The following is a 19546-nucleotide window of genomic DNA, read 5'->3' as shown; positions in this document are numbered from 1 at the left end:
GTAAAACCGGCTTTAATAACTGAAAAACCGGTTTTTACAATTTTGCCGGTTCAACACCTGCTGCTTTGGCCGCTTTCCCCCAATTTTCAATTTCTTTTTCAATAAATGCCTGGCTTTCTTGCGGACTGGCAATAAAAACTTCATTGCCAATCGTCGCCAGTTTTGCTTTAAGCTCAGGATCCTGCAAAATTTTGTTCATGGTTTTATTTAATGTCTGGATGGCTTCATCAGGGGTGCCGGTAGGGGCAATCAATGCAATCCAGGCAGTGGCATCAAAATCGGGGACACCCAGTTTATCCAGTGGCTGTACGCCTTCAAAAGCCTGGGCACCACTTTTATTGGCAACGGCAAATACTTTCAGGCGCCCGTCCTGGACCAATGGTTTGATCGCTGGAGCCGCTTCAAACATAACACTGGTATCACCACCCACCAAACCTGCTACCGCGGCAGTGGCACCCCGGTAGGGAACGTGCAGCAAGCTAAGGTCGGTAGCCTGTTTGAACATTTCCATGGTTAAGTGATTGGTTAAGCCAATGCCACCTGAACCATAATTGATTTTGCCCGGATTCTTTTTAATATGGTCAATCAGTTCCGGGACTGTGTTTGCCGGGAAATCGTTGCGGGTCACCAGAAACAGGGGCACCATGGAAACCATGCCAACGGCCGTGAAGTCTTTGGCTGGATCATAAGGCAGGTTGGTATAAAGTGATGGGTTAATGCCCAGTGGACCCGATGCGGCAATAAGCAAATTATAACCATCGGGTTTGTCCCTTTTGGCGGCTTCCACGCCAATAATGCCACCCGCACCACCTTTGTTTTCAACCACAAAAGGCTGCCCCAGTTCTTTCGAAAACTGTTCTGCCAGCAAACGGGCAATCACATCGGTGGTTTGACCGCTGGGATAGGGTACGGTAATACGAACGCTTTTTTCAGGATAAGCGGCCAAGGCTGCAGTAGTAACAAGTGTGCAACCCAGTAAAACTGAAGCGATAAATTTCTTCATATATTGTCTCCATAAGGAAGGATGAATGAGTTCTTTATTGAATAACATTACTTAATTAAACTTTTGGTTTGCTCATTGTCTTTCTGCCATGTGGTAATCAGGCGGAAGTTGTTTTCAATATAGAAGTTGTCTGAAGCCGCCAGCAAGCGGTTTGATTTGTCAAAATAAACTCGGGTAATGCGTAAAGCCAGGCAATCTGGTTTAAGTTGCAGCGCCTGTATGCCTTGATGGGGCATAAGGCATGCACCTACTTCCTGATGAACTTTTTCGATTTCCTGATTGAATTCCGTTTTTAAAAGCTCGAAAACACTGGGGTGGTTACCTTTAAGGTGGTTTTTAATGTTTTTGAAAGCAGGATTCAGATAAATGTGTGAATAGGAAATCAGCAAATCATTCTTGACCAGTTTGCGATAAGCATGTAAACGAACCAGTTTTTCGTTAAGCGGTACAAGCAGTTGCTGCGCTATGTCCTGATCGGCATGAATGGTTTCATGGGCAAATGGCTCAATGCGGGTTTGTGCGGTATACAGCATTAAGTCATCCATGGAACCAAAGGTGGACACATAGACCGATTGGTTTTGTATGGGGGTTGCCGAATTGACAACCGTTCCGGTACTGGGAGAGCGGGTAATCATTCCTTTTTCAGCCAAACGACGGGTTGCTTCACGAACCGTATGCCGGCTGACGCCATAAATAGTGCTCAATTGTTCTTCGGTTGGCAAATGGCTGCCAACCGGATATTTGCCTGATTCAATATCCGTGAGCAAGGTTTGATGCAACCATGCATAACGGGGTATCCGCTTGTTACCGGATTCCCTGGGTAGGGATTTTTTCAGGGGAACAGATTTTTGTTGCATGGCCGGGTTTGTGAATGTCTGGATGGAAGATCATAATTCATATTTAATATACGTACAATTATAAATTATAAAAGTATTTGATTTAATTGAATTTAATAGATTAATATTTATAATGTACGTACAAAAGAAAGTAAATATATTAATACTTGTGCAAGTAAATTTATATAGGGACAAACATGGTTTTTGAATTAACCGGATATGAAACAATAACAACCGAATTGCGTCATGAGCATATCCTGGTCGTTACGCTTAACAGGCCTTCTGCTGGCAACTCGCTAAATACGCAAATGGGTCATGATTTACTGGATTTATGGAATCGTCTGACGGCCGATGCCGGTCCGGTTCGCTGCGTTATTCTGACGGGGGCACAAGATAAAATATTCTGTGCCGGAGGTGATCTGAAAGAACGCAATGGCATGACCCGGGAACAATGGCAAAAGCAGCATGAACTGTTTGAGCGCATGTACTGGACGCTAGTTGATTTGCCCGTTCCCGTGATTGCGGCCGTTAACGGGCATGCTTACGGGGGCGGTTTTGAAATGGCGTTAAGTTGCGATTTTATTTATGTTGGCAGCCATGTCCGGTTTGCCTTGCCCGAAGTTGGCCTGGGTATCATGCCAGGTGCCGGTGGAACACAAAACCTGCCACGCGCGATTGGAGAGCGGCGGGCCAAGGAAATTCTCATGACGGGTAAACCGTTTACGGCAGAGCAGGCCCTGGAATGGGGCCTGGTGAATAAAGTTTGCGAACCCGCTGCTGTTCTTGACGCCGCATTGGAAACGGCAACGGTGATTGCCGGTAATGCCCCGCTTTCGGTCAAACAAATCAAGAAATCCGTGCGTTATGGCAGCCAAATGGAATTGCGTACCGCTTACCGTTTTGAAGTGGAAGCCTATAATCATTTGGTTGAAACCGAGGATCGCTATGAGGGTGTGCTTGCCTTCAATGAAAAGCGCAAACCGGTCTTCAAAGGCAAATAAGCAAAATTTAATTCAGGATAAGAAAAATGAATAGTCTGACGCAGGATATTGTCCATTTTATTAGCCAGTTTGATCAATATCCGGTTGATCCGGAGGCATATCGCCTGGCCAAAATTGGCATGATGGACAGCATGGCTTGCATGTTTGCCGGCAGTGAAGAGCCGGTGGTGCAAATTCTGGCCGGGCATTTTGGCCAGCGGGCAGGAAATGGCCAAACTGACGTGGCAGTGCCTTTTCTGGCACAAAAACACCTGCCGCTGGAACAGGCGGCTTGCCTGTGGGCAACCGCAGCGCATGCCCTTGATTATGACGATGTGGCCATGTCGGCGCATCCCAGCACGGTACTGATGCCGGTTGTGATGACGGGAGGTATTCATTTGTCGGCATCTGGGCAAGCGGTGTTAAATGCCTATATTTTGGGGTATGAGGTGTGGGCCGAGCTGTTTGCCCGTGAAAAAGACCCCTACCATATCAAGGGATGGCACCCGACTGCCATTTTCGGCACCGTGGCAGGGGCCGCCGCCTATGCGTATTTAAGCCGATTGCCCCAGGCCTTGATTGCCAATGCACTGGGAATTGCTGCCAGCATGGCCAGTGGGCTGGTGGCCAATTTCGGTACGATGACCAAACCCCTACATGCAGGACGGGCAGCCAGTATGGCCATAGAGGCCGTGGAACTGGCCCGTGCAGGCATTACCGCCTGTCCGGATATTTTCGAGCATCGGGCCGGTTTCCTGAAAGCCACTTCGCCGGCAGGCAATGTGGATACCCAGACACCCGCCACATTGGGTCAAACCTGGCGGCTGGTGCAGCAGGGATTGAATATCAAGCAATATCCGGTTTGTTATTCCGGTCACCGGGTGATAGATGGCACCTTGGCCATTATCAATAAAGAAAATTTTAATCTTGAAGATATTGAATCTATTGTCGCCACTATTGGCCAGCCGCAGGCATCCATGCTAAGGAACCCATGCCCTGCAACGGGCCTTGAAGCCAAGTTCAGTCTTGAGTTTGATATTGGCTGTGCATTGCTGGTTCGCAAAGTGGGGTTGGCGGAGTTGAGTGATGATTTTGTCAAAAGGACTGATTTGCAAGCGATATATCCGAAGATACGCATCACGATTACCGATGAGCTTGATCCGGCAGATACCGCTTTCGCCTTGCATGACCGGGTTGTTATTGCATTGAAGGATGGCCGTGTATTTGATTCGGGTAATATCCGTTACCCGATCGGGCATGCCAATTTGCCACTGGATGCCGAAACACTGAAAGCCAAATTCATGGATTGCCTGCAGATCTGGCACAACCATACGGGTATCACCGGCAAGGCCCAGCCATTGTTTGACGCATTGTCCGGGCTGGCGCAACAGGATAATATCCGCGTTACCCTGGACGGGATTTTTGCCTGAATATGACACGACCTTCTGTCCGTTATGTCCGGATAGTTTGTTAATGATGAAGAGAATATGACTATGCTTGCTTCAGAACCCTGCGGTCCGCTTAAAGGTATCCGTATTATTGATTTGACATCGGTGGTGATGGGGCCATTTGCCACGCAGATTCTGGCTGATCTGGGGGCCGATGTGATCAAGGTTGAGTCACCCGCCGGGGATACCACCCGGAATATGGGCTATCGGCAGCATAAAGGTATGGGAGCCAATTTTCTGCATTTGAATCGTAACAAGCGTTCGGTTGTACTGGATCTTAAAACGACGGAAGGTCGTGAAGCCTGTCTGGCCCTGGCTAAAACCGCGGATGTTTTTTTATACAATGTGCGCCCGCAGGCAATGGCGCGTCTGGGACTGTCTTATGAGGCGGTAAAGGCTGTCAATCCGCAGATTGTATATGCGGGTGCCTACGGATTCAGTGATAACGGTCCTTATGCCGGCAGACCGGCCTACGATGATCTTATCCAGGGCATGACGGGCATTCCGGCCCTGTACAGCCAGCATACGGGCTTGCCACCCCGTTATGTACCCCTGACTATGGCAGACCGCATTGTGGGCCTGCAGGCGGGTATTGCCTGCCTGGCAGGCGTACTGGAAAGCCGGCAATCCGGGCAGGGGCAATCGATTGAAATTCCCATGTTCGAAACCATGGCGCAGTTTGTCCTGAATGACCATCTTGGCGGTGCCACGTTTGAACCCCCCAAAGGCGAAATGGGTTATTCCCGTCTGTTGGTGGAACCACGTAAACCGTATCAGGCGGCAGATGGTTATGTTTGCGTGATTGTGCACACCGATGGGCATTGGCAGCGCTTTCTGGATCTGGTGGGACGATCCGATTTGCTGGAGCCCGGTTCGGTGTTCGAATCAGTTGAATCCCGGGGTCGTCATGTGAACCAGGTATATGGTTTTCTGGCTGACATGATTTTGGGCAATACCGTTGCCTATTGGGTTGAAACCCTGTCGGCGGCAGATATTCCGGTTGCCCCCTTGAATCAGGTGGAAGATTTGCTGGAAGATCCTCATTTGCAGGCGATGGGACAGATTGTGAAAATGGTGCATCCCACCGAGGGTCATTTACGTACGGTGGCACCAGTGGGTAATTATTCACGCACCCCGCCCGGTATTTACCGGCATGCCCCCAATTTGGGCGAACATACTGAAGAAATTTTGCGTGAAGCGGGTTTTTTGCCTGAATCCGGCCTGCCTTGCGAAAAGTGAAATCCAGTGGTGGTGACCTGAATGTGCATGTGGAGGAGCCATTAACATGGCTGGTGATCTGTCATGCCTGAAATTCGGGTGCAATTGCGGTTAAAATCGTTGTCTTTAAACGGAGAACGATTGCATGAGTCAGAAAATCAGAGTGGGTATTGCCGGTTACGGCAATTTAGGTCGTGGTACGGAACTTGCCATTGCAAAAACACCCGATATGGAATTGGTAGCGGTATTTACACGTCGTGATCCAGCCGATGTTGCACTGGTCAATAAAAACGTACCTGTGTACAAGCTGGACGATATTGCCCAATTTCAGGACAAAATAGATGTACTGGTATTGTGTGGTGGTTCGAAAAGCGATTTGCCCGAGCAGGGACCGGCTCTTTCTGCCTTGTTCAACACGGTTGACAGTTTTGACACGCATGCCAAAATTCCCGAGTATTTTGAAGCAGTGAACAATTCGGCCGAACTGGCTGGCAAGACATCCCTGATCGCCATTGGCTGGGATCCGGGTCTGTTTTCAATTAACCGTCTGTTTGGCGAAGCCATTTTGCCAGAAGGCGCTACTTATACGTTCTGGGGCAAGGGCTTAAGCCAGGGGCACTCTGATGCGATTCGCCGCCTGCCGGGCGTTAAGGCCGGTGTGCAATACACCATTCCGGTGGAAGAAGCCATGAACAAGGTACGCAGTGGTACCATGCCTGTACTAAGTACCCGTGAAAAACACAAGCGTGATTGCTATGTGGTGTTGGCCGAAGGCGCCAGTGCCAGTGAAGTGGAACGGTCGATCGTGACCATGCCCGATTATTTTGCCGATTACGACACCACGGTTACTTTTATTACCGAAGAAGAACTCAAACGTGATCACACTGCCATGCCGCATGGTGGCTTTGTGATTCGCAGTGGCAAAACCGGTGCGGGCACCAACCAGGTTATGGAATATTCACTGGCCCTGGACAGCAATCCTGAGTTTACCTCCAGCGTGCTGGTTGCCTATGCCCGTGCCGCTTACAGATTGAACCAGATGGGTCAAACCGGCGCGAAAACAGCGTTTGATGTGCCACCAGGCCTGTTGTCGCCCAAGAGCGCGGCTGAATTGCGTAAAGAGTTGCTGTGATTTCTTCCCACGCAGGAGCGTGGGAACCAGTTAAGGCCTGTTGCAACGCCTGGCCGGGGGTGTTATTCAACCAATCGGTTTCCGCTTGTTTTTTCCATGCAGTCAGTACCTTGCACAGCCCGGCATAACCCAGTTTCTTTTCTCCCGCTTTATACCGTTCCTGCTGCAAGTGCAATGCCTGGTTATACACATACCGACAGGAACCGGCAAAGCTGCGCATGGCGCGCTGCTGTTGGTCATTGGGCATCAGTTCGAATCGGTAGGCTTGAAGGCGTTGCATAGGGTTAGTATAACCCCGTGCTATCCATCCCCACCATGAATGATGGGGCTTTCCGCACTTAGTGGTAAATATTCGTTACCACGCAGGAGCGTGGGGACCACTAAGTTCTAAAAAAACAGGCTGTATATACTGCATCCTGTTTAAAGCCGCTGTCGCAAACCGTATGTGACAGCGGCTTTTTTATGCGTGTTCTATCAATACAGATTGGCCCTTGGAACAATCACCATTGAGCCATTGCCAGCTTTCAATGAGTTTTAGTTTGCCATTCTGTTCTGTGAGTATAGTGCTATGGCATTGGCCTGCACGTATGTCATCATTCAGGTTTACATGATGATAGAACATGGTAAATGTATTGTCGCCCGTCATTACGCCAATCAGGTGTCCTTTTTTAATGGCACCTCCTGAATAAACGGCTTCTATTTGCTTGCCATCCTGTTTATAGTTAAAAACGGTTTCGCCAGATACCTCTCCATTTGCTGTATTTTCTGCATTTATAAATTTTTTATTATTTAAAATATTTGCCATTATCTATTCTGATTTAATTTGAAATTAATTTCAGTTTATACGATTTTTTTTGAATTAAGCCTGGACGGTAATCAGGTTGCGCACCTGACGCGCGGCTTCAAGCACTTCACCGGCCGTCATGCCGACAGGGCCAATGCCCTGTGATACCAGATAATCGGCTGCGGCGCCATGCAACCATACCGCTCCGGCAATGGCCTGTTCAGGCGTGATACCCTGTGCCAGACAGGCGCCAATCATGCCTGCCAGCACGTCACCGGTGCCTGCTGTGGACAGGCCCGGGTTGCCGGTGTGATTAACCGTGATCTCACTTTTTGGGCTGCAGATAACGGTTTGATAGCCTTTCAGGACCGTCCAGGCGGTATATTTTCCTGAAATTTGTCGTGCTGCCTGATTCCGGTCTTTCTGGATATCGGCAGTGGTGCAACCCAGCAGCCGGGCCGCTTCACTGGGGTGAGGTGTCAAGACCAGTGAACCCTTTTCATGGGAAAGCGCAAAGGCGTGTTCAGACAAGAGGGTCAGGGCATCGGCATCCAGCACAATGGCGGTATGCGGATAACGGTTGAAGAGGGTTGCCAGGCAATTTTGCGCCAGTGGTGTCAGGCCCATGCCGCAACCGGCCACCCATGCGCCAATATCTTCTTTGCCCAGCAGTTTGCCTGCCGTATTGAGCATGAGTTCGGGCTGCACGGTATCGACTTCCAGTGGTTGGCTGTCCTGGGTAAAACCGACATGAACCCGTCCTGTACCCTGTTTCAGGGCCGCGCGCGCTGCCAGCAGGGCCGCACCCACCATGTTTTTGCCACCGGCCAGAATGCCCAGGGTACCAAAAGTACCCTTGTGGCTGTCCAGGGGGCGGGGCTGGCACAGTTCCGGAAAATGCTGTCGGGCGAAGCGGGTATATTCAATAATCATTTAAAGTTTCAACTTTTTATGATGGTGTGTTTATACGGAAGGCGCGGCAGAAAAAACCACATGGCTCCAGTGAACCTCATTGCGACCCAGCGTGTCACCCTTGTGAACACTGTGATGCAGCAGGTGCAGGCCATGTGCCTTGCCCAGTTCAATTACTTCCTCATCGGGAATATCAAACATATGGCGGTCGACAGGTACCGGACCATGACGCAGGGACAGGGACATGACGCCATTGGGCAGGAGCAGGCCTTTGCAAACGTGCATGGCGGTTTCCCTTTCTTTTGGTGTCAGGTGCATCCATACCGCGGTTAACAGTAGCAGGTCATACTTTTTTTTGCTGGCGGTAATGGTGTGCAAATGGGGCAGGTTATCGTCAATCCAGTTGATTTGTTCCTGGGCATGCAGTTGCTGGCCATGTTCACGCATACCGGCAGTGGGTTCAACGGCATCCACAAAGTGGCCAGCCCGAGCCAATGCGGCGGCATCGCGACCGGTACCGGCACCAATATCCAGAATGCTGGCCAGTTTGTCGTGAATGGGGTAATAGTGCATGACGGCCTTGTGGACTTTTTCAAACGTGACGCTTTCATAGTCTTTGGCGAATTTTTCGGGCTTTTGAGCGTAACCTCGTGTTCCTGGAACAGATGACATCATGATTATGTAATATGAAGAATGTTAAAAAGATGGAATAATCATAGCGCAATCAGGGACTGCTGGAAACGTTGGTATTTATTCCGCAGTCAGGCAAGCAAGTCAATCATCAGGAAACAGGCATGGAGAATGCAGACACGATTGTGTCCATCAGGGAACTGGACAAAACATATAAAAACGGTTTTAGTGCGCTTAAAAAGGTCAGTCTTGATATTCGGCGCGGGGAAATCCTGGCCTTGCTGGGGCCCAATGGTGCCGGTAAAACCACCTTGATTGGCATCGTGACCGGTTTGCTGAATGCGACCGGTGGCAGCGTAACTGTTGATGGCATGGATATTGTCCGGGATGCCAGGAAAATACGCCCCAAGATTGGTCTGGTGCCCCAGGAGCTGTATACCGATGCTTTTGAAACCGTCTGGGCCACTGTCAGCTTCAGTCGGGGACTGTTTGGCAAGCCGTCCAATCCGGCTTATATCGAAAAGGTATTGCGTGATCTGTCATTATGGGACAAACGCAAGAACAGGCTTTTGAGCCTTTCCGGAGGTATGAAGCGGCGAGTGTTAATTGCCAAGGCCCTGGCCCACGAACCGGACATTTTGTTTCTGGATGAGCCCACTGCAGGGGTGGATGTGGAACTTCGTCATGATATGTGGCGTATGGTGCGTCGTTTACGGGAAAACGGGGTAACCATTATTTTGACCACCCATTACATTGAGGAAGCTGAAGATATGGCAGACCGGATTGCGGTGATCAATCATGGTGAAATTGTGCTGGTGGAAGAAAAAGCAACTCTGATGCGTCAGTTGGGCAAAAAAGAGCTGCATGTGCAGCTCAATACTCCGCTGATGTTTATTCCGCCCGAGTTGGCAGCATTTCGGTTGAGTCTTGCCGATGGGGGTAAAACACTGGTTTATAGCTATGATACCCAGCAGGAGCAGGGCGGTTCCGGTAATATCGCTTTATTTCTGAAACGGCTGGGCCAATCGCAGATTGAATTCTCCGATCTGAAATCAAAGGAAAGTTCACTGGAGGAAATTTTTGTCAATCTGGTCAAGGAGCGGTCATGAATTGGTATGCCATTAAAGCCATTTACCTGTTTGAAATGAACCGGGCTTTCCGGACCCTGACGCAAAGCATTGCTTCGCCGGTATTGTCCACTTCCCTGTACTTTGTGGTGTTTGGTGCGGCCATCGGTTCGCGCATGGGGCAGGTGGACGGGGTCAGTTACGGGGCGTTCATCATACCTGGCCTGATCATGCTTTCCCTGCTTAGCGAGAGTATTTCCAATGCCTCGTTTGGCATTTACATGCCACGCTGGTCGGGAACCATTTACGAAATACTGTCGGCGCCGGTCTCTTTTGTGGAAGTGGTTGTTGGTTATGTGGGGGCGGCAACCACCAAATCGGTTATGGTGGGTGCGTTGATATTATTAACAGCACGGCTGTTTGTGGATTATGAAATACAGCACCCGGTCTGGATGCTGCTGTTCCTGTTTCTGACAGCGGTCACGTTCAGCATGTTCGGTTTTATTATTGGCTTGTGGGCGGAAGGCTTTGAAAAACTGCAAATCATTCCGTTAATGGTGATCACACCGCTTACTTTTCTGGGTGGCGCGTTTTATTCCATCAATATGTTGCCCGAGTTCTGGCAGAAAATTGCTTTGCTGAACCCGGTGGTCTATTTGATTAGCGGTTTTCGCTGGAGTTTTTACGGTGTATCCGATGTTAATCACCATATCAGCCTGGGCATGATCGTGGTGTTCCTGTTTGTTTGCCTTGGCTTTATTGCCTGGCTGTTCAGGACCGGTTACAAGCTTAAGCAATAACTGTGATTGTCGGTCACAAAAAAACAGCCCCTTGAGCATTACATTCAAGGGGCTGTTTGCCATTATGTGCCATATAGGGACCGTATCAGGCGCTTTTATCCTGATCGTCCGCATGACTGTTGGTATCTGAAGTGCCGTCAGTGTCGCTGTTGCTGTCTGGATTTTCAGGGGTGCTGCCAGCATCATTGCCGTTCTCGGTATTGGCGTTGTCCGTAGTGACCAGTTCCACGACCTTGGTGCGTGACATCATGCCTATGAATTCATCATTTTCATCGGTAACGGCCAGCGGCTGATCAGACTGCAGCATATGGGTCAGGACGGCATCCAGGCCGGTGCTGGCCGGCACACTGATAATATCCTTGACCAGACTGGAAATATCACGCAGCCCGCTTCTGACCGCCTGTTCGGCATCGCTAAAATGCAGGATGCCGGCAATCAGATTACCATCAAGCACGGGGGCAAATTGGTAATCGTACTGTTTCATTCTTTCCAGTGCCAGTGTTGGACGGGTCCGCATGGACAGGGTCAAACGGGTTTGGTTGACGGCATGGCCCGCATTCAGGATCTTGCTGCGGTTGACATCCTGCAGGAATGCCTCGACATACTCATTGTTGGGTGAGAGCAGGATATCTTCGGGTGTGCCCTCCTGGATCAGTTCTCCGTCCTTTAGGATGGCAATCCGGTTGCCCAGCCGCAGCGCCTCATCCAGGTCGTGGGTAATGAACACGATGGTTTTGTTCAGGCGCGATTGCAGCTCCAGCAGCTGGTTTTGCATTTCCCGGCGAATGAGAGGGTCAAGCGCTGAAAAAGCTTCATCCATGAGCAATATTTCAGCATCGGTGGCCAAGGCCCGTGCCAGGCCAACCCGCTGTTGCATGCCGCCGGACAGCTGGCTGGGGTATTGGTTTTCAAAACCGGCCAGGCCAACCTGTTCAAGCCAGTAACGGGCGGTTTCCTGTGCCTTGTCTTTGTCAACTCCCTGGATAATCAGTCCGTAGGCGGCGTTTTCCAGGGTGGTTTTATGGGGCAGCAGGCCAAAGCGCTGGAACACCATACTCATGGTTTTCTGGCGGAATTTTTCCAGTTCTTTTTTGCCCAGTTTCATCACATCGGTGCCATCAACCAGGATCTGGCCGGCGGTGGGTTCGATAAGCCGGTTGAAGTGGCGGATTAACGTGGATTTTCCCGAACCGGACAGGCCCATAATGACATAAATGCTGCCTTCTTCAATATTCAGGGAAATATCTTTCAGGCCCAGGGTATGCTGGCTTTGGGTTAGCAACTCTTCTTTGCTCATGCCCCGTTTGACGGCATCCAGCCATTTTTCCGGCTGTTTGCCGAATATTTTGTAGATATTCCTGACTTCTATTTTGCTCATTGTGTACCCCTGATCTGTTTGCGTTTTCCATAAGACTGGGTAATGCGGTCAAATAGCACGGCAAGAATGACAATCCCCAATCCTGCCAGCAGGCCGCGGCCCACTTCCAGGCGGTTAATGCCCAGCAAGACCTCATAACCCAGCCCGCGGGCACCAATCATGGAGGCAATCACCACCATGGAAAGCGCCATCATGGTGGTTTGGTTAATACCGGCCATGATGTTGGGCAGGGCCAGGGGAATTTGCACACCAAACAACTGTTGTGTGCCAGAGGCACCAAAGGCCTTGGAGGCTTCCAGCACTTCGGCGTCAACCAGACGGATGCCAAGGTCGGTTAAGCGGATAACCGGTGGTACGGCATAAATGACGGTGGCGATAATAGCCGGAATTTTACCCAAGCCGAACAGCATCACGACAGGGATCAGGTAAACAAAGCTGGGCATGGTTTGCATGATGTCCAGCACGGGGAGCATGATGGCGCGGAACCGGTCGAATTTAGCCATGAGAATGCCCAAGGGAATACCGATAAGGATGGAAAGTCCGGTGGCCATGATCATGAGCGAGAGCGTTTGCATGCCGGCGTCCCACAGGCCAAGTGCACCCAGCAGGAATAGCAGCACACCCATACCCAGGCTGAAACTGAGGCGGCGGCTCATGCCATAGGCAATTAGCATGGTGGCAATAATGACGCTCCACCAGGGCGCATTCCGTAATAATTGTTCAAGCCAGACCAGGGCGGTCAGGAAGGGTTCTGCCAGGCTGTTAAGGGTATCGGCATAGTTCATGACCAGGGTATCGACAAAGTTGTCAATACCGTCACGTATGCCACGAGGGGAAATGAGTTCTGGAAACATAAGTTATCCGTTTTTTAGATGGAAGAGCAACCGCGACCAGCCCGGTTCCCGTGGAAGGGAAACGGGCCGGAAGCCGTTGTTTTTTATTGTGACGGTAATTCTTACAGGGAGGATTGGACGCGTTGTGCCACGTCTTCGGGAACCCATTGTGTCCATGTGTCGGCATGGTTTTTCAGGAACCACAGCGCAATATCGCGTGGATCATCCCCGGTTTCTTCCATGCGTGCCATGGCGGCATCCAGGACGGGAAGAGGGAGTTTTACTTTAGAGAAAAATTCGGCCAGTTTGGGCGCCTGATTGGCAAACTCCACGTTAATGCCGGTGAAGACCGGGTTTTCAGGATAGGCTGCCGGTTGTGGATTTTCACAGTTCAGGGAAGTCAGGCAGCGGTTTTTTTCTTCATCGTATGGCGGCATTTCAAGCTGAACCAGTTCCAGGGAACTGACCAGCGGTGTCGGGAACCAGTAGTAGAAAACAAAGTCCTGTTTGCGTTTGTAGGCAGAGGTCAGGGCCGCTTTTTGTGCCGCACCGGTGCCGGGTGAGTACATATTGAAGCTGTCTTCAAGATTGAAGGCTTTATGCAGGTTGTTGGTAACGACTTCACAGCCCCAACCGGCCGGGCAACCGTAAATGCGGCCTTTGGAGGGGTCTTCGGGATCTTTGAATTTGTCTTTGTATTTGACCAGATCGGCAGCGGTTTTCAGGTCGGGGTATTTTTCCGCCGTGTATTTGGGAATGAACCAGGCTTCACCACCGGTGAAAATATCGCCGGTTTTTTTGACTTTGCCTGACTGGACGGCCTTTTCCCATGGGTCACGCACACTATTGAGCCAGACTTCGGGCTTGACATCCAGGTTGCCGCGCTCAAGGGCGGCAATGGCGGGCAGGGTTTCGGTGGGCAGGATATCGGTTTTGCAGCCATAGCCTTTTTGCAGGATATAGCTTTCGATATCCGCCAGGATAAGATTGGATTCCCAATTCATGCCACCAATATTGATGGGGCGGTTAACTTCACATTGAGGGGTGTCAGCAGCCTGGGCAGATTGGGCCAGGCCCAGGATAGCCATTGAAAAAATGGTTGCTGAGAGGAGTTTATTAGGTTTAAGCATGGCGCTAAGCCTCCTTAAGTTTCGCAGGTTACTGAAGAATAACTGTGCTTGCCAAAGAGGGTGTGCGGAAAACGGCGCTGCCGTCGATACATACCAACATTAATTGAAGGGTGAAATAAATTTACCCATTGACAGGTTAAATCATGTGAGTGACATGATGAACACAATTTGAATATATAAATTTTATAGACCGTCAGTTTAACAAAAATAATCATATTTATCAAATATTTCCATTTAATTTATTTTGTTTAATATGTAATTAAATAATTATTTAATATTTAAAGTTATTTGTTTTTGAAATTTTGACAGGTAAAAAATAGAATTATTTTTTTTCCGTGAATATTTATTTTCTGGTTTTTTCATCATGCTTTTTTGGGTGGCCCGTGTGGGTTGCACTGTGATTTCAGCCAAAGGAAATGACTGCCTGGAACACGTCTGGCAATTTGTGGCGGGATTGCCCTTAATGAAAGGCCAAATTAAGCTATGATTAGGGGCAGGAGGATGGGAGCGGTCAGATTCATGGTCTTCTCAACGAAACAGACGCCAAATGAATGTTTATGGATACAAACAATAAAATTCTTTTCTTTGGAGATACGCATGGCGGATTTGATCATTGCACTGAGATTGTCAGGCAAATCAAACCCCAGGCCATTGTGTTTCTGGGAGATATACAAACACCGTATCCGTTTCATGAACAACTGGCCGATATCATCAATCTGACTGAGGTCTGGTGGATTCACGGCAATCACGATACCGACACCGAACAGCAATACGACAATCTGTTCCTTTCCGAATTGAAACACCGTAATTTAAGCGGCCGGGTGTGTGAGGTGGCGGGAGTGCGGATTGCCGGCCTGGGAGGGGTCTTTCGCGGAAAAATCTGGGATCCGGCCAAGCCTGGCTGGAATTTTTATTCTCCTGAGGCGTTTATTGCCGGGGGCGGTTTCCGTGCCAGCTGGCGCAATGGCGTGAATCTGCGGCATCGCAGCACGATTTTTCCTTCCGAGTACGAGGCCCTGTTAAAAGAGAAAGCCGATGTACTGGTGACGCATGAGGCGCCCTCGTGTAACCGTTTCGGCTTTCAGGTGCTCGATGAGCTGGCCCGTCATTTGGGCGTGCATACGCATTTTCATGGCCATCATCATGATAATTACGATTACAGCGCTCATTATGCACGTATGGGCTTTCGTACCTTTGCGGTGGGTTATCGGGGGGTTACGGCCCTGGATGGCCGCATCATCTTGCCCGGTGAAATGGATGGCCAGCATGAAAACCGGGTGGCCAGGATATTGCACGGCGGTTAATGGCAGATAACGGCGTTGATGCCTTGTAAATGGGCGGCAGACGGGAAGGGGTCTGTCTTGACATTACCCTTGTGGGAAGGTTTAAGATAGGCGTGTATTTTCAATCTTGTTTAAGCAATAGGAAACCATCATGGAAAAGGAATTGGAATTTAAGGTGGATGGCATGAGCTGCGGCAATTGTGTTGCCCATGTCAAGAAAGCCCTGGAGGAAATAAAGGGTGTAGAAGCTGCCCAGGTCAGTCTTGAAGAAAAAACGGTGAAAGTCAGCACCAATGGCCAGGTCAGCATGGCACAAATCCGGCAAGCCATCGAAGACGCCGGCTATGATGTGATTTGAATGCCATTGACCTATCAGCATGATATGAAAACGCCCTGGTACCTGGAATGTCTTCCTGCCAGGGCGTTTTCAGCCAATAACAGGCTGGCTGGCCTTAGTGTGGAACGGGAAAATCATTCCCAATATCGGCGGTCCCGGTATTGACGATTGTTCTGGTAGCGGCGGTTGTTATCGTACGTGCGTCGGTAGTACCGGTTATCACGATCGCGGCTACGGCGGTATGAACGGTCATCATCCCGGTAAAGCTGATTGCCGATCAGGCCTCCAAGGGCTGCACCACCTACAGTCACCAAAGGGTCACCTTCGGAAACCACGGCACCCGCCAAACCACCCAGTGCGGCACCACCTACGGTGGCGGTTGTACGTTGGTTGCTGTTGTAGCCATACCGGTCATATCCGGCACATCCGGTAATAGCCAGGCTGAACAGCCCAATCAGAATAATGCGACTTTGGCTTTTGAGGTTCATCATCAACTCCTTGCAATGTCAAACGCTGTCAAGCTCATCATCTCAAATGTAAGGAGAACGGATTGTTATTGTCCGCAACAGATGTTTCCAGATTTGGCTATGACGCTTTTTGGAAACCTATTGAAAAAAACAGTAGAATCAGTCAGTTGTCGCTCGTTCTGTTTCCATGGGAAATTGCATGAACAGTGCTTTTCCCAGGGCAGGGTTGATGTGGCTGTCCAGGAATCCCTCTTCTTCGTAGAGCTGACGTGCCGCCGTATTGCCTTCAAGGACTTTAAGGGTGATTTTGCAGCAACCCAGGTTTTTGGCCAGTTGTTTGACCCGGCCAAGCATGAGCTTGCCAATACCCTGGCCACGATAGGGCCTTAACACCGCAAAGTCCTGGATATTAAGCAGGGGTTTGCAGGTAAAAGTGGAGAAGCCTTCCATGCATAAGGCTATTCCAGCAGGCTGTTGTTGGCGGAAAGCGAGAATCGTGTAGATATTGCTGCGTTTTTTCAGGGAGGAAATCAGGTTTTTCTGTACATGGGCTGATAACTCCTGCCCACCGCCGGAGGGGTCGGAAGCGTAATCATTCAAGACAGTTAATATTGCCGCAGCGTGAGCCGGGTTTTCCAAATCGGCAATAATGAGGTCAATCATGAGTATTCCTTACTTTTATTTAATTTGGGTGTATTTCAAGTCGATATAGCCAACGGGATGACGCAGTATTCCACTGATATTTTCTTTTTGCAGATAAATTTGATTATAGAAAAAAAGCGGAAAAATGGGCATTTCGTCAAACAGGATCTTTTCAGCCTGTAAAAGCAGATCCCAGCGTTTTTGGGCATCCGGCTCGGTGTTCGCCTGGTTAACCAGACTGTCGTATTCAGGGTTGACCCAACCGGTGCGGTTCATGGACGAGTTGCCCAGGAAACTTTCCAGTGAGTTGTAAGGGTCGGCATAATCATTGACGAAAGAACTGCGTGAGAATTGCAGTTCAAGCCCGCGTTGCTTGGCATAAAAAACCTTGCTTTCAATGCTTTGCAGCTGGATATCCACACCCAGGGTTTCCCGGTACATGTTTTGTATGGCCTCGGCAATTTTCCGGTCGCTGGGGTTGTTGATATAGCTAAGGGTGACAGGGGGCAGGGTTTGGTAATTTTCATCGGCCATACCCTTGGCAAGGTGTTGTTTGGCGGCTTCCGGGTTGGTGCTTAGCAGATGGCCGCTTTCTTCACGGAAATCTTTGCCATTGGGGCCGGTAAAACCCGGTGCCACAAAACCGTAGGCGGCCTGGCGTCCCTGTTTGGTGACATATTTCACAATGTCTTCCTGGTTGACGGCCAAGGCAAATGCCTTGCGGATATCCGCATTCTGGAAAGGGGGCATTTGGGTATTGAAGCGGAAGAAATAACCGCCGGCCTGCGGTACATTCCTGAAGTCTTTATGGTCTTTGACTTTATCATACAGGGCGGATGGCAGGGGCGAGGGTGTCATGTCCAGTTCGCCGGTGCGATACATCTGATACGAGGTGTTCGGGTCATTGACCATGGCAAAATCCACGGCATCAATTTGTACACTGGCGGCATCCCAGTAATGCGGGTTTTTTTCAAAGCGCATGTTTTGCGCATGTTTCCAGTCTTTTAGCAAAAAAGGCCCGTTACTTACATAGGTCTTGGCTTCGGTATGCCATGTTGGGTTGGCCTGGGCCACTTTCCGGTTAAGGGGTGCGAAGTTCGGATTGGTTATGACATTAAGGAAAGAGACATTGGGTGCTTCCAGTGTGATTTCCAGGGTGTGATCATCCAGTGCCCTGATGCCCGGATCCTGGCCTTTGCCCTCGTTGAAGGCTTTGGCACCGGCAATGGGGTAAGCCAGAAAAGCGGCTGGTGAAGCGGTTTCAGGAGCCAGCATGTGGGTCCAGCCGTAAACGAAATCATGGGCTGTTACCGGGTCGCCATTGGACCACCTGGCGTTGGCACGCAACTTGAAGGTATAGGTTTTTCCATCATCGGAAACCTGCCAGCTTTCGGCGGTGGCCGGGGCTGCCAGATGCTGCTCATCGAGCCTGACCAGGCCCTCAACCAGGTTGTTGAGCGGTTCCCAGGAAATCAGGTTGAAACCGGCGGCCGGATGCAATGAGGTCGGTTCCTCGGTGTTGTTCAGGCGCAGCACCTTTTCAGCTAAAGCGGGACCAGACAGGGTGGTCGTCAAAACGCTTACAAGACAGGCAGCCAACAGTTTTTGTTTCATGGGGAATATCCTTCGTTAAGCAGTTGCGTGATTGCCTGTTTTGTTTTACAGGCAGGCGGATAAATTACTACGGGTGCGTAAGTCTTGCAACCAGCACAGGCTTTGTTGAGTGTGACTGATTGTAGTGAGTTTGGGCGGGACTTTGTCGCAAATAACCAGGGCCTTGGGACATCGCTGGTAAAAACTGCAGGCCGGTGGCGGTGAAAACAGGTCAGGCGGCTGACCGGGAATGGGCTGCAGGCTTTCGCGCGCCATATCCAGTCTCGGGACAGATTGCAGCAAACCCTGGGTGTAAGGGTGTTGCGGATGATAGAAAATATCCCGTTGGGAGCCCGATTCCACACACTGCCCGGCATACATGACGGCTACCTGGCTGGCAATTTGTGCCACCACCCCCAGATCATGGGTGATCAGGATGATGGAAATGCCGGTGGCGGCCTGGATATGGCTGAACAGGTCCAGGATTTGTGCCTGTATGGTTACATCCAGGGCCGTGGTAGGTTCATCGGCAATCAGCAGTTCCGGTTCACACATCAGGGCAATGGCAATGACCACGCGCTGGCGCATGCCTCCCGACAATTGGTGCGGATACTGGCCCAACCTTTCCTGTGGATTGGCAATACCGACCAGGGAAAGCATTTTTTCGGCTTTTTGTCTGGCAATATCAGGCGTCAGGTTTTGATGCCTGATAACGCCTTCGGTTAATTGTTCCCCAATGGTCAGGGTGGGGTTCAGTGCTGTCATCGGGTCCTGGAAAATCATGGCAATCCGGTTGCCCTGCAGCTGGCGCATGGCCTTTGCATCCAGATCCAGCAGGTTTTGTCCCTTAAACAGGATTTCACCCTGGGTAATCCTGGCGGAGTGCTTTGGCAACAGCCCCATGATGGCATTGCAGGTAACCGATTTGCCGCAGCCCGACTCACCTACAATGGCCAGGGTTTCACCGGGTCGCACGGTGAGCGACAGGTCACGTACGGCATGAATCTGTCCGCCATGGGTGCGGAACTGGATTGAAAGATGTCGAATTTCAAGCAAGGCAGGTGTATTCATCG

Annotated in this window: 19 protein-coding genes and 2 pseudogenes; 8 read left to right on the top strand and 13 right to left on the bottom strand. The window is 50.2% G+C overall.

All coding sequences use genetic code 11. The annotated features are described in order from the left end of the window. Positions 1-34: 34 nt before the first annotated feature. Entirely contained in the window at positions 35-1003 is a 969-nt protein-coding gene (locus tag KU392_RS05470) for a Bug family tripartite tricarboxylate transporter substrate binding protein (RefSeq protein WP_217734804.1), read from the bottom strand. Between the two features lie 47 nt (positions 1004-1050). Next, entirely contained in the window at positions 1051-1860 is an 810-nt protein-coding gene (locus tag KU392_RS05465) for a GntR family transcriptional regulator (protein ID WP_217734803.1), read from the bottom strand. 176 nt (positions 1861-2036) lie between these two features. On the opposite strand from KU392_RS05465, the gene KU392_RS05460 reads away from it, so the two are divergent. The 4 genes from KU392_RS05460 (at position 2037) to KU392_RS05445 (ending at position 6617) form a co-directional block, all read left to right on the top strand. Then, positions 2037-2840, top strand: coding sequence for an enoyl-CoA hydratase/isomerase family protein (locus tag KU392_RS05460; protein ID WP_217734802.1), 804 nt, complete (start codon positions 2037-2039; stop codon positions 2838-2840). A 26-nt stretch (positions 2841-2866) separates the two neighbouring features. After that, positions 2867-4249, top strand: a complete 1383-nt coding sequence (locus tag KU392_RS05455) for an MmgE/PrpD family protein (protein WP_217734801.1) — start codon at positions 2867-2869, stop codon at positions 4247-4249. Between the two features lie 57 nt (positions 4250-4306). After that, a complete protein-coding gene (locus KU392_RS05450; protein WP_217734800.1) occupies positions 4307-5506 on the top strand; it encodes a CaiB/BaiF CoA transferase family protein in 1200 nt (399 codons plus the stop codon). Between the two features lie 124 nt (positions 5507-5630). Beyond that, positions 5631-6617, top strand: coding sequence for a diaminopimelate dehydrogenase (locus tag KU392_RS05445; protein ID WP_217734799.1), 987 nt, complete (start codon positions 5631-5633; stop codon positions 6615-6617). A 148-nt stretch (positions 6618-6765) separates the two neighbouring features. Here the strand turns inward: KU392_RS05445 and KU392_RS14375 are convergent. From KU392_RS14375 to KU392_RS05425, 4 genes and pseudogenes are all read right to left on the bottom strand, one after another. Further along, positions 6766-6897: pseudogene (locus KU392_RS14375) on the bottom strand (helix-turn-helix domain-containing protein); the annotation flags it as partial. A 180-nt stretch (positions 6898-7077) separates the two neighbouring features. Then, positions 7078-7422, bottom strand: coding sequence for an avidin-fold protein (locus KU392_RS05435; protein ID WP_169292927.1), 345 nt, complete (start codon positions 7420-7422; stop codon positions 7078-7080). 54 nt (positions 7423-7476) lie between these two features. Next, positions 7477-8334 (bottom strand): NAD(P)H-hydrate dehydratase, encoded by an 858-nt coding sequence (locus tag KU392_RS05430; protein ID WP_217734798.1) that lies wholly within the window; start codon positions 8332-8334, stop codon positions 7477-7479. A gap of 30 nt (positions 8335-8364) precedes the next feature. Then, on the bottom strand, positions 8365-8988 hold the full coding sequence (locus KU392_RS05425; protein ID WP_246587331.1) for a class I SAM-dependent methyltransferase: 624 nt from the start codon (positions 8986-8988) through the stop codon (positions 8365-8367). Between the two features lie 119 nt (positions 8989-9107). Here KU392_RS05425 and KU392_RS05420 point away from each other — a divergent pair, with 119 nt between their 5' ends. Further along, positions 9108-10052, top strand: a complete 945-nt coding sequence (locus KU392_RS05420; RefSeq protein WP_169292929.1) for an ABC transporter ATP-binding protein — start codon at positions 9108-9110, stop codon at positions 10050-10052. Beyond that, a complete protein-coding gene (locus KU392_RS05415) occupies positions 10049-10810 on the top strand; it encodes an ABC transporter permease (RefSeq protein WP_169292930.1) in 762 nt (253 codons plus the stop codon). The genes KU392_RS05420 and KU392_RS05415 overlap by 4 nt, the downstream gene beginning before the upstream one ends. 85 nt (positions 10811-10895) lie before the next feature. On the opposite strand, the gene KU392_RS05410 is transcribed toward KU392_RS05415, so the two are convergent. The 3 genes from KU392_RS05410 to KU392_RS05400 form a co-directional block, all read right to left on the bottom strand. Beyond that, positions 10896-12188 (bottom strand): quaternary amine ABC transporter ATP-binding protein, encoded by a 1293-nt coding sequence (locus tag KU392_RS05410; protein ID WP_217734797.1) that lies wholly within the window; start codon positions 12186-12188, stop codon positions 10896-10898. Further along, on the bottom strand, positions 12185-13042 hold the full coding sequence (locus tag KU392_RS05405) for an ABC transporter permease (protein ID WP_217734796.1): 858 nt from the start codon (positions 13040-13042) through the stop codon (positions 12185-12187). The genes KU392_RS05410 and KU392_RS05405 overlap by 4 nt, the downstream gene beginning before the upstream one ends. Before the next feature lie 101 nt (positions 13043-13143). Beyond that, the gene (locus tag KU392_RS05400) at positions 13144-14151 is read right to left on the bottom strand and encodes an ABC transporter substrate-binding protein (protein WP_169292933.1); all 1008 of its coding nucleotides are present in this window, start codon (positions 14149-14151) and stop codon (positions 13144-13146) included. A 557-nt stretch (positions 14152-14708) separates the two neighbouring features. On the opposite strand from KU392_RS05400, the gene KU392_RS05395 reads away from it, so the two are divergent. Then, a complete protein-coding gene (locus KU392_RS05395; RefSeq protein WP_217734795.1) occupies positions 14709-15455 on the top strand; it encodes a metallophosphoesterase family protein in 747 nt (248 codons plus the stop codon). Between the two features lie 130 nt (positions 15456-15585). After that, complete coding sequence (locus tag KU392_RS05390) at positions 15586-15792, top strand: heavy-metal-associated domain-containing protein (protein WP_169292935.1); 207 nt, start codon at positions 15586-15588, stop codon at positions 15790-15792. 242 nt (positions 15793-16034) lie between these two features. Here the strand turns inward: KU392_RS05390 and KU392_RS14450 are convergent. The 4 genes and pseudogenes from KU392_RS14450 to KU392_RS05370 all read right to left on the bottom strand — a co-directional run. Beyond that, positions 16035-16259 (bottom strand): annotated as a pseudogene (locus tag KU392_RS14450) (glycine zipper 2TM domain-containing protein); the annotation flags it as partial. A 138-nt stretch (positions 16260-16397) separates the two neighbouring features. Further along, positions 16398-16901 carry a GNAT family N-acetyltransferase gene (locus KU392_RS05380; protein WP_169292936.1) on the bottom strand — a complete coding sequence of 168 codons (504 nt, stop codon included), beginning with the start codon at positions 16899-16901 and terminating at the stop codon, positions 16398-16400. A gap of 15 nt (positions 16902-16916) precedes the next feature. Beyond that, positions 16917-18494, bottom strand: coding sequence for a peptide ABC transporter substrate-binding protein (locus KU392_RS05375; protein ID WP_169292937.1), 1578 nt, complete (start codon positions 18492-18494; stop codon positions 16917-16919). A gap of 45 nt (positions 18495-18539) precedes the next feature. Next, positions 18540-19544, bottom strand: coding sequence for an ABC transporter ATP-binding protein (locus KU392_RS05370; RefSeq protein ID WP_169292938.1), 1005 nt, complete (start codon positions 19542-19544; stop codon positions 18540-18542). Positions 19545-19546: the final 2 nt, after the last annotated feature.

It is taken from the genome of Advenella alkanexedens, assembly GCF_019132845.1.
GTDB classification, from domain to species: Bacteria; Pseudomonadota; Gammaproteobacteria; order Burkholderiales; family Burkholderiaceae_B; genus Advenella; species Advenella alkanexedens.
The sequence above is the reverse complement of the archived record's forward strand: the minus strand, read 5'-3'. Positions and strand labels throughout refer to the sequence as shown.